Origin of the sequence: Polaribacter gochangensis, assembly GCF_046224025.1 — a bacterium.
Lineage (GTDB): Bacteria > Bacteroidota > Bacteroidia > Flavobacteriales > Flavobacteriaceae > Polaribacter > Polaribacter gochangensis.
The window spans coordinates 536,498-551,163 of the sequence record NZ_JBJXRF010000002.1 but is presented as its reverse complement, the minus strand read 5'-3'; the positions used below and the strand labels follow the sequence as shown (position 1 = coordinate 551,163).

At 32.4% G+C, this 14,666-nt stretch carries 10 protein-coding genes; 7 read left to right on the top strand and 3 right to left on the bottom strand.

Going from position 1 to position 14,666, the window contains the following annotated elements:
• Window positions 1-627, top strand: coding sequence for a trimeric intracellular cation channel family protein (locus ACEWL1_RS07790; RefSeq protein WP_409232734.1), 627 nt, complete (start codon window positions 1-3; stop codon window positions 625-627).
• Between the two features lie 139 nt (window positions 628-766).
• Here the strand turns inward: ACEWL1_RS07790 and ACEWL1_RS07785 are convergent, their stop codons facing one another.
• The gene (locus tag ACEWL1_RS07785; RefSeq protein ID WP_409232733.1) at window positions 767-4,015 is read right to left on the bottom strand and encodes a S41 family peptidase; all 3,249 of its coding nucleotides are present in this window, start codon (window positions 4,013-4,015) and stop codon (window positions 767-769) included.
• A 98-nt stretch (window positions 4,016-4,113) separates the two neighbouring features.
• Between ACEWL1_RS07785 and ACEWL1_RS07780 the strand changes: the two genes are divergently transcribed.
• Complete coding sequence (locus ACEWL1_RS07780) at window positions 4,114-4,575, top strand: MaoC family dehydratase (RefSeq protein ID WP_409232732.1); 462 nt, start codon at window positions 4,114-4,116, stop codon at window positions 4,573-4,575.
• 55 nt (window positions 4,576-4,630) lie between these two features.
• On the opposite strand, the gene ACEWL1_RS07775 is transcribed toward ACEWL1_RS07780, so the two are convergent.
• Complete coding sequence (locus ACEWL1_RS07775) at window positions 4,631-5,050, bottom strand: hypothetical protein (RefSeq protein WP_409232731.1); 420 nt, start codon at window positions 5,048-5,050, stop codon at window positions 4,631-4,633.
• 162 nt (window positions 5,051-5,212) lie between these two features.
• Between ACEWL1_RS07775 and ACEWL1_RS07770 the strand changes: the two genes are divergently transcribed.
• The 4 genes from ACEWL1_RS07770 to ACEWL1_RS07755 are packed head-to-tail and all read left to right on the top strand — an operon-like array spanning window position 5,213 to window position 11,441.
• The gene (locus ACEWL1_RS07770; RefSeq protein WP_409232730.1) at window positions 5,213-6,769 is read left to right on the top strand and encodes a DEAD/DEAH box helicase; all 1,557 of its coding nucleotides are present in this window, start codon (window positions 5,213-5,215) and stop codon (window positions 6,767-6,769) included.
• Between the two features lie 32 nt (window positions 6,770-6,801).
• Window positions 6,802-7,713 carry an EamA family transporter gene (locus tag ACEWL1_RS07765; protein ID WP_409232729.1) on the top strand — a complete coding sequence of 304 codons (912 nt, stop codon included), beginning with the start codon at window positions 6,802-6,804 and terminating at the stop codon, window positions 7,711-7,713.
• Between the two features lie 40 nt (window positions 7,714-7,753).
• Window positions 7,754-8,629 (top strand): sterol desaturase family protein, encoded by an 876-nt coding sequence (locus ACEWL1_RS07760; RefSeq protein ID WP_409232728.1) that lies wholly within the window; start codon window positions 7,754-7,756, stop codon window positions 8,627-8,629.
• A 25-nt stretch (window positions 8,630-8,654) separates the two neighbouring features.
• The gene (locus tag ACEWL1_RS07755; protein ID WP_409232727.1) at window positions 8,655-11,441 is read left to right on the top strand and encodes an alpha/beta hydrolase family protein; all 2,787 of its coding nucleotides are present in this window, start codon (window positions 8,655-8,657) and stop codon (window positions 11,439-11,441) included.
• Window positions 11,442-11,508: 67 nt separating this feature from the next.
• On the opposite strand, the gene ACEWL1_RS07750 is transcribed toward ACEWL1_RS07755, so the two are convergent.
• Window positions 11,509-13,584 (bottom strand): S9 family peptidase, encoded by a 2,076-nt coding sequence (locus ACEWL1_RS07750; RefSeq protein ID WP_409232726.1) that lies wholly within the window; start codon window positions 13,582-13,584, stop codon window positions 11,509-11,511.
• A gap of 166 nt (window positions 13,585-13,750) precedes the next feature.
• Between ACEWL1_RS07750 and ACEWL1_RS07745 the strand changes: the two genes are divergently transcribed.
• Complete coding sequence (locus ACEWL1_RS07745) at window positions 13,751-14,593, top strand: aminotransferase class IV (protein ID WP_409232725.1); 843 nt, start codon at window positions 13,751-13,753, stop codon at window positions 14,591-14,593.
• The last annotated feature ends 73 nt before the right edge of the window (window positions 14,594-14,666 follow it).

Genomic DNA, 14,666 nt, shown 5'->3' with positions numbered 1-14,666 from the left:
ATGGACTTGATTTACGTTTTAGATATCATCGGTACATTTGCCTTTGCAATTTCTGGAGCTTTGGTTGCTTCTGATAAAAAATTCGATTTATTTGGCGTGATTATCATTGCTTTTGTAACTGCAGTTGGAGGCGGAATGACACGTGATGTTTTAATCAACGCACATCCAATTAACTGGATTGCAGATTTAAATTATATCTGGACGATTATGGCAGCAGTGGTTTTTACCTTTTTATTTAAAAGTAAAATAGCGCCGTTGAGCAAAACTCTATTTTTGTTTGATACCATCGGAATTGGCGTTTTTACAATGTTAGGAGTTCAAAAAGGATTGTCTTATCATTTACATCCTTTTATTGCTGTGGTTATGGGAATGGTTTCTTCTGTAATTGGCGGAGTTATAAGAGATGTCTTAACAAACGAAGTTCCGTTGATCTTTAAAAAAGAAATTTATGCTTCTGCTTGTTTGGCGGGTGGAACAGTTTTCTTGTTGACAAATCATTTTAATGCGCCAGAAAGCATTCAGTTTTTTGCGACCATATTAACAGTTATTTTTATTCGTTTATTAGCGGTAAAATTTAAATTACAACTACCAAAAATCAAAGACGATTTGTTTGGTAAAACCTCATAAAAAAAGCGAAGCATTAGCTTCGCTTTTTTATTTTTATAATTTTAATGTCTGTTCGAGTGGAGTCGAGAACTATACAATTTGAAGCCTTAAAGTAGGTCTCGACTCCGCTCGACCTGACAAAACATAAGACTCCTCTTTTTTAGTTTACATCTTTTAGCAATTCTCTAATAGAACGCTCTAATTGTTGATCTCTCCCGTTATCAATAACGCCAGGCATATTTTTCACCTGAATTAAAGGATTTGTTTGATTGTTTTCCATCCATTCTCCCGCTTTGTTTTTTGCACTCACAGGAACAACTCCCCAATACGAACCATTTGGCAATCCTTCCCAACCAGCAAAACTACAGGTTCCAGGAACTGGCATTCCAACTGTTTTTCCAATTTTTAAATCTGTATAACCAGAAGCATAACAATGTCCGTCTGAATACATGCTTTCATTAAAAATAGAAAGAGTCGGTTTTGTCCAACGAGAAGTTGGTTCTCCACCCACAACTTTTGCAGCTGTTTCATAACTTATAAAAGGAACACCAGTAAAGAACATTGCTAAATCTGCAACTAAATCTCCACCGCCATTAAAACGCGTATCGATAATTACACCTTTACGATCAGAAAATTTCCCCATCATATCTTGATAAATACTTCTGTAAGGACCATCGCTCATTCCAGGAATATGCACATAACCTAATTGCCCATTGCTTTCTTTGTCAACTTGTTTTTCATTGATTTTTACCCAACGGTCATATAACAATCTGTTTTCTGCGCCAATTGAAATAGGTTTTACCGTAATTGTTTGTGTTTTCTTAGTTCGTGGATCTAACACTTCTAACAGCATAAATTTACCACTCATTCGGTTTAAATATTTAGCAACATCTTGATCTTTATCAACGGTTTCTCCATTAATTTTTTCAATCACCATTCCGGCTCTAATATTAAACTTTGCCTTGTCTAAAGGACCGCCTTTGATAATTTCATCAATTAAAATTCCGTCTCCTTTATGATTGTAATTCATAAAAATCCCTAAAGAAGCCGTAGCATCTGAATTAGTCATTGGTTCGCCTCTAAATCCAGCACCAGCATGAGAAACATTTAATTCTCCTAACATTTCTGATACCATTTCCGAAAACTCAAATGCATTGCCAATATGTGGCAAGTATTTTTGGTATTCTTTTTTCATTAGGTTCCAGTTTACACCATGAAAAGTAGGCTCGTAAAAAACAGCTTTTGTACGAATCCAAACATGATTAAACATGGCAACTCTTTCTGCAGCTTCATCAAATTTCATTTCGCCGTTAATTTTCACAGGTGTTTGTTTTCCAGCTTTAGGATCTATTTTAGAAATTCTACCACTACTTAATAAGTATAAGTTTTTCATTTCTTTATCCCATTGCAAACTACCGCCACCAATATTTAGTTTTAAAACCATTTTGGTTGCTCTAGTTCTTAAGTTTGTGCTCCAAAGATTTGCTCTTCCTTCAAACCTAGATAAATAATATAATACATCTCCTTTTTTAGATAAAACAGCATCGCCTAAACTAGAAGAATGTATGGTCAATCTTTTTGTTTGGTCTTTCATAGAATCCCAATCAAAGGTTAGTGGAGTAGGACCTTTCTTTTTAGCATCTTTCTTCTCTTTGTCTTTAGACTTTTTATCGTCTTTTTTCTCTTTATCTGCTTTTTCTTTGGCTTTTTTAGCTTCTTCTTTTAATGCAAGCATTAATTTGTAATCTTCATCATTTAAATTAGCTTCATCCCAAGCATCTTGAGTAAAATACATGCTGTACACATCACTTTGAGATTGACCACTTGTTGCGTATGATTTTAATCCGTTTCTATTGCTAAACCAAATCATTTGTTTACCGTCATTTACCCATTTCGGATTGTAATCGTAATACCCACTTTCGTTTAAGTTGACTCTTTTAGAACCATCTGCTGCCATCAATAAAACTTCTCCATTACTTAGTGTTTTACTCCAATCTACCAACAACCATTTACTATCTGGACTCCAAGTAAAATTTTGATCACCATCTCCCATAGTAAATAAATCCTTTGGTGTAAGTAAGGTGGTTTCTTTCTTTGATTTTAAGTCTCTTACTTTTAAAGTTCTTCGTCCTTCAATAAAAGCCAATTGTTTTCCGTCTGGAGAATATTGAGCTAGGTAATTATCGTGTTTATTTTCTATAACTACAGATTCTTTTACCAAAGTTGCTGCGTAAAAGAAAGGCTCTTCGTCTCTTAATTTTTCCGTTTTATAAATGTTCCATTTACCATTACGCTCGCTACTATAAACAACCGATTTACCTTCTGGTCCCCAAGTTACAAAACGCTCATTTTCTGGAGTATTGGTCAATCTTTTTGTAAACGATTTATCTACAGAAGTTACAAAAACTTCTCCGCGAGCAATAAATGCAATTTCTTTTCCATTCGGAGAAATAGCCATTTCGTTAATTCCGCCATTGATAGAAATAAACTTATCGCTATTGTTTATATTTTGAGTGGTAATTTTTACGTGTACTTTTGATGGTTTTTCGCCTTCTTTCATGGTGTAGATTTCGCCATCAAACCCAAAAGAAATTACGCCGTTACCAACACTTAAAAAACGTACTGGATGTAACTTAAAATTAGTGATTTGTTCTGTCTGACTTGGATTGTTTAATGAAAGTTTGTGTACATTAAATGTGCCACTTTTTTCACTTAAATAATAAATACTTTTTTCATCAGCACTAAAAACAGGTTGTCTGTCTTCGCCGTTAAAAGTAGTCATCATTTTATGTGTTTTTGTTTTGGTATCGTAGGTCCAAATATCTCTAGTTATCGAAGAAGTATGGTGTTTTCTAAATTCATTTTCTCCACCTTTTTTATCGTGATACACCATGGTGTTCCCATTTTTGGATATTTGCACATATTCTGCCGGAACAGTAAAAATCTGAGTTACTTTTCCGCCTTTAACTGGAACGCTATATAATTCTGGTTGAGAACCCGTTGGATATTGTCTGTGTTTGACATCATCTTGACGTTGCGCACCAAAAATCACTTCTTTATTGTTGGATGAAAAAGAATAAGGTGATTCGTTTGCAGAATGAAAAGTAAGACGCGTTGCATCGCCACCATTTGCAGCCATTACAAACACATCAAAGTTTCCGTAACGGTTAGAAGCAAAAGCGATTTTAGAGCCATCTTTGCTCCATACTGGCATATAATCATGTGCTTTATGAAAAGTCAATTGTACAGCATCGCCACCAGAAGCAGCCACTTTATACAAATCTCCTTTGTAGGTAAAAGCAATTTGAGTTCCGTTTGGTGAAATGGATGAATAACGCATCCATTGTGGATTATTTTGTCCGCTGATTGTCAGACTAATAAATAAAAATAAAAGTGATAGTTGTTTCATGTTTTATAATTTTTCGACTAAGCTAATCATTTATTTTAAAAATTATTTATTTGTAGATTAATTTTATCTTCACAACATCAATTTAAACTATATTAAAAATGAAAGCATTGGTTTTTAAAAACATATCAGAATTTAAAGAAATGATTGGCAAAGAGTTACCAACTTCTGATTGGATTACAGTTTCTCAAGAAATGATTAATGACTTTGCAAATGCTACTTTAGATACGCAATGGGTTCATGTTGATGTTGAGCGAGCTAAAAGAGAATCGCCTTTTAAAAGTACCATTGCACACGGATTTATGTCGGTTGCTTTGTTGTCTAAATTTTTAGAAGATTTAATACAAGTTGATAGTATTAAATTGGGTTTAAATTATGGATTGAATTCCGTTCGGTTTATGAATCCAGTTCCTGTAAATAGTAACTTGCGTTTAAAAAGTACCGTGAAAAATATTGAAGATCATAAACATGGGGTTAAAGTCAGTTTTTCCTGTACGATAGAAATTGAAGGAGAAGAAAAACCAGCTTGTGTTGCCGAGTTTTTAACGTTGCTTTTTGAATAAAAAAAACCGCTTAATTGCTTAAGCGATTCTTTGTGATGTTTAAAAGGTTCTTTTTTTATGAGATAAAACCTTTTTTAGCAGCATCTTTAGCATACCAAACTAAGAATAAACAAACGACTATAATCATAATTGGCATTACTAGATCTTTCATTTCAACATTCATAAACAAGTATACATACTGAGTAATTGCTCCAAGAGCAGAAACTAAAAAGAAAGAGGTTGCAAATTTTTTCTTTAATAAAAGAAATAATGCACCTAAGGCTCCTCCAAAAACAGCTAAAGCAAAAGCAGCTGTGTACCAAGCTGGATATTCAATTAAAAATTCTGCTTGCGCTTCTGGTGGTAAGGCAGCAATCATTTCTTCGGTGATAAAAGCTCTTGTTAAATAAGCCATAACACCCATTAAATTCCAGATTAATGCAACTATTGCAATAACCCAAAATGCTGTATTTGGTTTGTTAGTTGATTCTGACATAGGTAAAATTTTTATTGTTAATAGTGTTACAAGATAGTTAATATATTGGTAATTAGAAAATTATAACATGTTTCGTAAAATTTAACAGATTTTTTTTTGCTAATTTATTCGTTAAAAACCTTAAAAACAACGTACTTTTGCAACTTTCACTAAACAGAACAAATGTCAGAAATTATTGCAACTACAGAAACAGAAGAACGTAAAACTGGTAAAGATTTATATAGTTATCAAAAAGGAGCAATTAATAAAATTTTCAAACTTTTTGAAAGCGCTCCAGAAGATTATCATTTACTATACCAATTACCAACTGGAGGAGGAAAAACAGTGATTTTCTCTGAAATGGTGCGTCAATATTTAAAACATCATCAAAAGAAAGTGTTGGTAATGACACATAGAATTGAGTTGTGCAAGCAAACTTCTTCTATGTTAACGGAGTTTGGTGTAGATAATAAAGTTATTGACAGCACAGCAAAATTAGACGATCAATCTAATTATTCTTGTTTTGTAGCCATGGTAGAAACATTAAACAATCGGTTAAATGATGACAAACTTGATATTTCTGATATCGGTTTGGTCATTATTGATGAAGCGCATTACAATTCGTTTACAAAGTTGTTTAAGTTTTTTGATAAATCGTTTATTCTCGGAGTTACTGCAACGCCGTTAAGTTCGAATATTAAATTGCCAATGAAAGACAATTACGATGAATTAATTGTTGGCGAAACGATAGAGTCTTTAATAGAAAACGAGTTTTTAGCACAAGCAAAAACCTATTCATATAATGTAGGATTAACCTCTTTAGTAGTTGGTTCTAACGGAGATTATACGGTAAAGTCATCAGAAGATTTGTATTCAAACACCATGATGCTTGGTAAATTATTACAAGCATATGAAGAACGATCAAAAGGCAAAAAAACATTGATTTTTAATAACGGAATTAACACTTCTATTCACGTTTACGAAACGTTTAAAGCTGCTGGTTACCCAATTGCGCATTTAGACAATACAGCAACAAAAAAAGAAAGAGCCTTTATTTTAAGATGGTTTAAGAAAACACCAAATGCTATTTTAACTTCTGTAAGTATTTTAACCACAGGTTTTGATGAGCCAACGGTAGAATCTATCATTTTAAACAGAGCAACAAAATCGTTGACTTTATACTACCAAATGATTGGTAGAGGATCTAGAATATTAAAAAATAAATCGCATTTTAATATCATAGATTTAGGAAATAACTTTCACAGATTTGGTCCTTGGGGAGCAGATTTAGATTGGCAACAAATCTTTAGATCTCCAAATTTCTATTTAGAGAAATTATTGAATGATGAAGAGTTAGAAGAAACATTTTCTTATAATATGCCAGAAGCATTAAGGGCAGAATTTGCAAATTCTAAAGATATTACCTTTGATGTTAAGCAAACCTATTTAGATTCGATGAAAAATAGAGAATCAACAAAAGTAGTGTTAGAAAAATCGTTATTACATCATGCAAAAATGTGTGTCGAAAATAGTGAAGATGTGTATGATGCATTAGATTTAGCTAAGAAATTAGGTGATGACATTGATTTTAGATTACAGCGTTATACAAAATGTATTAGCAAAAGCACCAACAACTTTATGGATTGGTTAAAAAACGATTACAGAGTAAAACTAAGGTTGCATTTAAGAGCAAATTTTGATGAAATGTTTGAAGAAATTCACGGAAGACCAGCAGAATAGGCATTCAATAGTTATGGTATAAAAATGGTGCTATGAAACTATCAAAAGAAACAATATTAATTGTTTTAGCATTTTTTGCTATTTATGTTATTTGGGGTTCAACGTATTTGCTAAATAAAATTGCAGTTCAAGAAATTTCACCTTTATTTTTATCGTCTACACGTTTTACTTTTGCAGGAGCTTTAATGCTCATCATTGCTAAATTTTTAAAACTTCCTTTAAAGATTACAAAAAGGCAATTGCTTAACAACCTACTTGCGGGATTTTTATTTTTAGCATACGGAAACGGAATTTTTGTATGGGCTTTAAAGTTTGTTGATAGTAGTTTTGCAGCGCTAGAAGCTTCCTCTCTTCCGTTGGTTGTATTAATTTTAATGCGAGTATTTTACGGACAAAAAATACACAAAAAGTCTTTATTAGGTGTTTTCTTAGGAATCATTGGAATCTATTTATTGGTTAGCCAACAAGAAGTAACAAACGGAGAAAATAGCTTGCTTGGAATTTTTATGATAGCTACCTGTATTATTAGTTGGGCTTCTGCAAGTATTTTTGTTTCTAAAGCTGATATGCACTCGAGTTATTTTGTAAACTCTGGGTACCAAATGCTAACAGCCGGAATTTTATTATCTGGATTTAGTTTACTGTTAGGAGAAGCATGGAAATCACCTTTATTATGGAACAGTACAACCATCAATTCAATGGTATTGTTAATTGTTTTTGGAAGCATCGTAGCGTTTACATCTTTTAATTTTTTGTTAAAAAAAGTTTCTCCAGAAAAAGTAGCCACTTCTTCTTATGTAAACCCCTTAATTGCTTTAATTTTAGGTTGGTATGTGTTGGATGAGAATATTACACTACAATCAATTATTGCTGCAATTGTGTTGTTATTTGGTGTGTACTTTATAAATTCTAGTAAGAAAGCAAGAGAATCATCAGAAAATTAAATAGAGTTTAATATCTTTAAAGTCTATTTAATTATAATTGATGGAAAAATACTTTACTGCTTTTAAAAATGCCTTTTTGGGTTCTGTAGATTGGACTTATAAATCCATCCTTTTTGAAGTGCCGTGGTACACCAACTATTTTTGGGGATTGATTTTAATTTCATTGATTGTTTGGTCTTTAGAAATTGTTTTTCCTTGGCGTAAAAATCAAGCAATTATTAGAAAAGATTTTTGGTTAGATGCATTTTACATGTTCTTCAATTTCTTTGTTTTTTCTATCGTTATTGCAGGTTTTTACACAGTTTTTGAACTCGTTTTTCAAAATTTCGGAATCACTTTAAAAAGTTTAGCAGTTATAGATTTAAAGAGTTTACCAACCTGGGCAGCACTTTTAATATTCTTTATCATTCTTGATTTTGTACAATGGTTTACACATGTTTTATTACATAAATACGAGTTTTTATGGCAGTTTCATAAAGTACATCATTCTGTAAAAGAAATGGGCTTTGCAGCGCATTTGCGTTACCATTGGATGGAAAATATTTTGTACAAACCGTTAAAAACCATCGGCGTAATGCTGCTTGGTGGTTTTGAGCCAGAACAAGCCTTTATTGTGCATTTTGTTGCCATATCAATCGGACATTTGAATCACTCTAACATTAAAATTACTTGGGGATTTTTAAAATACATTTTCAACAATCCAGTGATGCATCTATATCATCACATTAAAGTTTTACCAGAACATAAACCCAACGGAATTAATTTCGGAATTAGCTTAAGTATTTGGGATTATCTCTTTAAAACCAATTATGTTCCTGAAGATAGCGGAACCATAGAATTAGGTTTTCCTGATGAAGAAGATTTCCCAAAAGGGTTTTTCGGACAATTATTTTACGGATTCAATCATAAAAAATAACAACTATAAATTAAATACAAACCAAATGAGAACAACACTTTACAGTATCTTTTTTTTACTTACCATATCGGTAAGTGCACAGAAAAAAGTTTTAGATCATCCAGATTTTGATATTTGGAACACCATAAGAAGTCAGTCTATTTCTAACAATGGAAAGTTTATCTTGTATTCTTTAGAAAGAGGAGAAAAAGACAGATTTCTAAAAATAAAAGATGAAAAAGCGAGCGCAATTTTTAAGTATGATAGAGTAGAAGGCGGACAATTTACTTACGATTCTAAAAATGCAATTTTTACAATAACTGCATGGAAAGATAGCATTACAGAAATGCAAAGAAGAAAGGTAAAAAAAGATAAAATGCCAAAAGACACCTTGGCAATTTATAATCTTTCAAATAAATCTTTAACTAAAATAGCGAATGTAAAATCATATAAAGTTCCGCAAAAATGGGCTGGTTATGTAGCTTATTTATTAGAAGATATTAAAAAGCCAGCATCAAAAGACGCTGCTAAAAAAACAGATAAGAAAGAAAAACCTAAGAAGGTTAAAAAAGTAAGTGCTAAAAACGGATATCATTTGGTCATCAGAAATTTAGCAACACAAAAAGAAGATACGATTAAATATGTTACTTCGTATTCATTTGCTAAAGAAGGTAAAAGTTTGGCGTATGTATCAACTGGAGAAACTGCTGATGAAAATGGAGGAGTCTCTATATTAAATTTAGACAATAACAAGCAAACAGAAGTGTTTTCTGCAGCAAATGCAACAAAATATTATCAATTAGCAATGAATGATGCTGGTAACAAATTAGCCTTTGTAGTGGATGCTGATACAACAAAAGCATTGGTAAGACCGCATCAATTGTATGTTTGGAATGGAAACGCAAAAGCAACTGAAGTTACTGCTCAGAATGCTGCTGCTAAAGGGTATAAAATTTCATCTAATGGAAGAATTAGTTTTTCTAAAGACAATTCTAAAATGTACTTCGGATTGGCAACTCAACCAATTGTAAAAGACACCACCTTATTAAAAGACGAAATTGTAAATGTAGAAGTTTGGGCTTACGATTCTCCTAGGCTATATACCGTTCAAGAGATTCAGGTTAATAACGATAAAAGAAAATCGTACACAGCAGCTTTGCATTTAAATTCGAATAAAGTGGTGCAATTGGCAACTACAGAGTATCCAAATGCAACAATTGGAAATGAAGGAAATTCTGAAAATGTATTGATTTCTAATCCAACGCCATACATGTTAGAAAGTCAATGGACAGGGATGAGAGCAAGTGATTATGCAATTGTAAATTCTGCTACAGGAAAGGTTAATAAAATACTTACAGAAGTTGCTGGCGGCGCTCGTTTAAGTCCGAAAGGAAAATTCGCATACGGATATAACACGGTTGATAGCACTTGGTTTGCATATAATATTGCAAAGAACACAAGATTAGATTTTACCAAAGGAAAAGTGTTTTATAACGAATTAAATGACACCCCAAATCATCCAAGATCTTACGGAATGGCAGGTTGGACAAAAGATGATGAGGCAATATTGATTTACGATAGATATGACATCTTTAAATTTAACCCAACTACTGGTCAAAGTTCAAAGCTAACAAATGGTAGAGCAACAAAAACGGTGTACCGTTATGCAAGATTAGACAGAGAAGAAGAGTTTATAGACGAGTCTAAAAAATGGTTATTGACAACGTTTAACGAAGAAACAAAAAATAGTGGATACTTCGAGTTTAATCCTAAAAGAAACAGAGGAAAGCAATTGTTAGATGGTCCTTTTAGATATTCGAACCCAATAAAAGCTAAAGAGAACAACACTGTATTATTTACACGTCAATCTTTTATTGAGTTTCCAAACCTTCGTGTTTCTGATTTGAGCTTTAAAAAACAAACCCTTGTGAGTGATGCAAATCCACAACAAAAAGAATACAATTGGGGTACTATTGAATTGCACGAATTTACTTCTTTAGAAGGAAAAGCGTTGAAAGGATTATTGGTAAAACCAGAAAATTTTGATCCAAACAAAAAATACCCAATGTTGGTAAACTTCTACGAACGAAGTTCTGACGGATTGCATAATCACAGAGCACCATCACCAGGAAGATCAAGTATTAATTACAGCTTTTATACAAGTAGAGGTTACATAATTTTTAATCCAGATATTGTATATAGAGATGGTTATCCTGGAGAATCTGCTTACAATGCAGTAATTCCTGGAATTACTTCTTTAATTGATAAAGGTTTTATTGACAAAGATAAAATTGGAGCACAAGGTCATAGTTGGGGTGGATATCAAGTAGCTCATTTAGCAACAAAAACAGATATTTTTGCAGCTATTGAATCTGGAGCACCAGTAGTAAATATGATTTCTGCTTATGGCGGAATTAGATGGGATTCAGGTTTAAGCAGACAATTTCAATACGAACACACACAAAGTAGAATAGGAGGAACTCCATGGGAATATCCAATGCGTTATATAGAAAATTCACCAATATACAATATGGATAAAGTGAACACTCCAATTCTAATAATGCATAATGATAAAGATGGGCATGTGCCATGGTATCAAGGAATAGAGTATTTTACTGCGTTAAGACGTTTAGGGAAACCAACATGGTTATTAAACTATAATGGCGCTCGTCATTGGCCATTAAAAATGCAAAACAGAAAAGATTTTAATATTAGAATGGCGCAATTCTTTGACTATTATTTAAAAGATACAGCAAAACCAACTTGGATGGAACGTGGAGTTCCAGCAATAGAAAAGGGAATCAAACAAGGATACGAGTTGATGAAAAATTAAAAAATAAACAGCACAAAAAAAGCTCCTAAGAAATTAGGAGCTTTTTATTTGTAGAATCAATATCTTTTTATTTCAATACTAAATGTTGAATAAAGAATTCCATCATTCTATCTCTTCCTAAAGCAGTATGTCCTTTATCTGGACCAATTTGAACTTCAAAACTTTTACCAGCTTTTTGCAACGCTTGTATCAATTGTAAAGAGTTTGCTGGATGCACATTGTTATCATTTGTTCCAAAGAAAATCATTAATTCTCCTTTTAAATCCTTTGCATAATTCATAATACTAGAAGCATCATATCCTTTTTTGTTGTTAGTGATTAGGTTCATATAACGTTCTGTGTACACGTTGTCATAATTTCTCCAATCTGTTACAGCAGAATTTGCAACTGCAACATGATACACATCTGGATGTCTTAATAAACTTGTTGCTGCTGTTGTTCCTCCATAAGAAGTTCCGTACACACCAACTCGGTTTTTATCAATATAAGAACGATTGTACAATGATTTTATTCCTTCAGCAAAATCGTCCATTTCTACGATACCTAAGTTTCCATATAATGTATCTAACAAACGTTTTCCTCTTCCACGAACATTTCTTCCATCAATATTTAAAACGATAAATCCATACTCTGTAATAGAACTTGGATAAGTAAATGATTCTCTAAAAGCGTTTGTTGCAGGTCCGCCATAATTTGCTAAGATGACTGGATATTTTTTATTTGGATCAAAATTAGAAGGAAAGTGAATCATTCCGTGTAATTCTGTTTCACCATCAGCAGAAGTAAATGTAAATACTTCAACAGTTTTAAAACCTAATTGTTTAAATTCTGTCATATCGCTTTTAGCAATTTCAGAAATCTTTTTACCTCTCGAGTTCATTAAATTTACAAAAGGAGGCATGTTGTGTGTTTGTGCAACATCCACAAAATACTTTCCGTCTGGAGAAATAATTGCGCTATGGTTGAACTTAGGATCTGTTAAACGCACATCTTTTGTTCCGTTAAGATTTACACGATGCAATTGCATTTTCATGTGATTTTCTCCACTACGAGCATAATAATATACTTGTTTCTTTTTTTCATCAACCTTCACCAATCGAGAAACTTCAAAATTATGATTCGTTAAAGTATTCACTAAAGTTCCATCATAATTATATAGGTAGTAGTTGTTAAAACCATTTCTTTCTGAAGCCCAAATAAAATGTTTTCCATCAGCTAGTTCATACATTTCTGGAGTGTTTTTTGTAAAACTCGGCAACCATTCTTCTCTTACAATTACTCTAGTTTCTCCGGTTGTTGCGTTTCCAGCACTAAATTCCATGATGTCTTGCTTACGGTTTGTAGAATGATACAACAATTCTTTTCCGTCTGGCGACCATTTCATTCCGTATAAATACGTTCCTAAAGCACCATCGTTATATGGTTTTCCTTTTCTAACATTTAAGGTAACCGTTTTTTTAGTTTCTAAATCATACACCAATAAGTCTACTGGTAAATTTTTAGCACCAACTTTAGGATATGCTTCAACCTCAACAGAATCTTGTATTTTTGTTTGATTGTACAATACATAATATTTCTTTGCGTCTTTTTCTTCAAAGCGATAAAAAGCTACTTTTTTAGAATTAGGAGACCACCACATAGCTGTATTCTGACCTAATTCCTCTCCATAAACCCAAGTTGCGATTCCGAATTTAATTTGATTTTCATCATTTCCTTTCGTAGTAATTGCTTGTACATTTGATCCATCAGCATTACTGATGTACATATTTCTGTCTTTGGTAAATGCTTTAAGTTTCTTGTCCGGAGAAAGCGCTGAAGCATATTGTCTTCCACGTGCTGGTCTGTTTCCTCTTCTAAAACGTTGTGGTCTTTGTGCTTTTTCTGATGCAACAACTTTCTTTTTTCGTACATCGTACGTAAGTTGCATTCCGTTTTCTACATAGGTAAATGTTTTACCGTCTTTTGCCCAAACAACAGAAGTTGGCGCTCTTTTTACAGAACTAAATAGTTTTGGTGCCATTTTTTGATACTGTTCATATCCAGGCATCTTTTTTAATTTGTCTTGCGCAGTACTATGTAACGAAAAGACAAATAATAACAACAATGAAAGTAATGTTGCTTTTTTAGAATGATTGAAATTCATTTTGAGTTAGTTTTAATTATATTCGAGTAAAGTTAAATCAAAAAATGTTCTAAGGGAAAAAAGATGCTAATTTTAACGTAAGCTTATAATTTTAATAAAATTAAAATTTTCTTAGAAAGATTTATATTCCTAACTTTCACTTCTCAATTTATAGAAGTATTTTCTTATGAATCTGTACCCAAAAAAAGTATATGTAAACGGTGAAATTGTAGATGCCAAATCTGCAAAAATATCTGTGTTCGACAGAGGTTTTTTGTTTGGTGACGGTATTTATGAAGTGATGGTTCAGATTAACGGACGGTTTTTTTATGGCGATGAACACATCAAAAGATTGCAGTTTTGTGTAGATAAAATCAATATTCAATTTGATGCAACTTCGTTAACTGATGAAATACCTAAATTATTAACTGCATCAGAATTGCAAAATGAAGATTGTTTGCTGTACATTCAAGTTACAAGAGGAACTGCACCAAGAACACATGCCTATCCAAAAAATGTTACTCCAACTGTAATGATGTATGTTGTGCCTAAGAAATTACCAGATATCAATTTGATAAACGCTTCTGTTGTTACAACAAACGATTACAGATGGGAAAAGTGTGATATTAAAATGACTTCGCTTTTAGGAAATGTTATGGCCAATGATTTTGCAATGGAAAAAAATTGTTTTGAAACGGTTTTTGTAAGAGACGGAATTATCACAGAAGCATCGCATTGTAATGTGTTTTTTGTTAAAGACAATGTTGTATTTACACACCCAGCAAATGAGTTTATTCTAAACGGAATTACACGTCAAATTGTGCTTGATTTATGTAGAAAACTTAATTTAAAGGTTGTAGAAAAAGGAATTCAGTTTTCTGATCTTTCAAAAATGGATGAAGCTTTTTTAACAGGAACATCAACTCAAATTGCTGCCATAAGACAAATGAATAATCATTCTTTCTATAAAAATGACGAGATAGGAACAATCACAAAAAAACTACAACAAGCCTATTTTGAGTTAAAATAACACATCAATAATAAATTTAAAAAATCAATTTATATATTTACGATAGAAACGTATTTACTTTTAAAACTACCAA

Bases quoted from the DNA above. Each gene is read 5' to 3' on its own strand.
- ACEWL1_RS07790 (WP_409232734.1), top strand. From the start codon at position 1: ATGGACTTGATTTACGTTTTAGATATCATCGGTACATTTGCCTTTGCA.
- ACEWL1_RS07785 (WP_409232733.1), bottom strand. From the start codon at position 4,015: ATGAAACAACTATCACTTTTATTTTTATTTATTAGTCTGACAATCAGC.
- ACEWL1_RS07780 (WP_409232732.1), top strand. From the start codon at position 4,114: ATGAAAGCATTGGTTTTTAAAAACATATCAGAATTTAAAGAAATGATT.
- ACEWL1_RS07775 (WP_409232731.1), bottom strand. From the start codon at position 5,050: ATGTCAGAATCAACTAACAAACCAAATACAGCATTTTGGGTTATTGCA.
- ACEWL1_RS07770 (WP_409232730.1), top strand. From the start codon at position 5,213: ATGTCAGAAATTATTGCAACTACAGAAACAGAAGAACGTAAAACTGGT.
- ACEWL1_RS07765 (WP_409232729.1), top strand. From the start codon at position 6,802: ATGAAACTATCAAAAGAAACAATATTAATTGTTTTAGCATTTTTTGCT.
- ACEWL1_RS07760 (WP_409232728.1), top strand. From the start codon at position 7,754: ATGGAAAAATACTTTACTGCTTTTAAAAATGCCTTTTTGGGTTCTGTA.
- ACEWL1_RS07755 (WP_409232727.1), top strand. From the start codon at position 8,655: ATGAGAACAACACTTTACAGTATCTTTTTTTTACTTACCATATCGGTA.
- ACEWL1_RS07750 (WP_409232726.1), bottom strand. From the start codon at position 13,584: ATGAATTTCAATCATTCTAAAAAAGCAACATTACTTTCATTGTTGTTA.
- ACEWL1_RS07745 (WP_409232725.1), top strand. From the start codon at position 13,751: ATGAATCTGTACCCAAAAAAAGTATATGTAAACGGTGAAATTGTAGAT.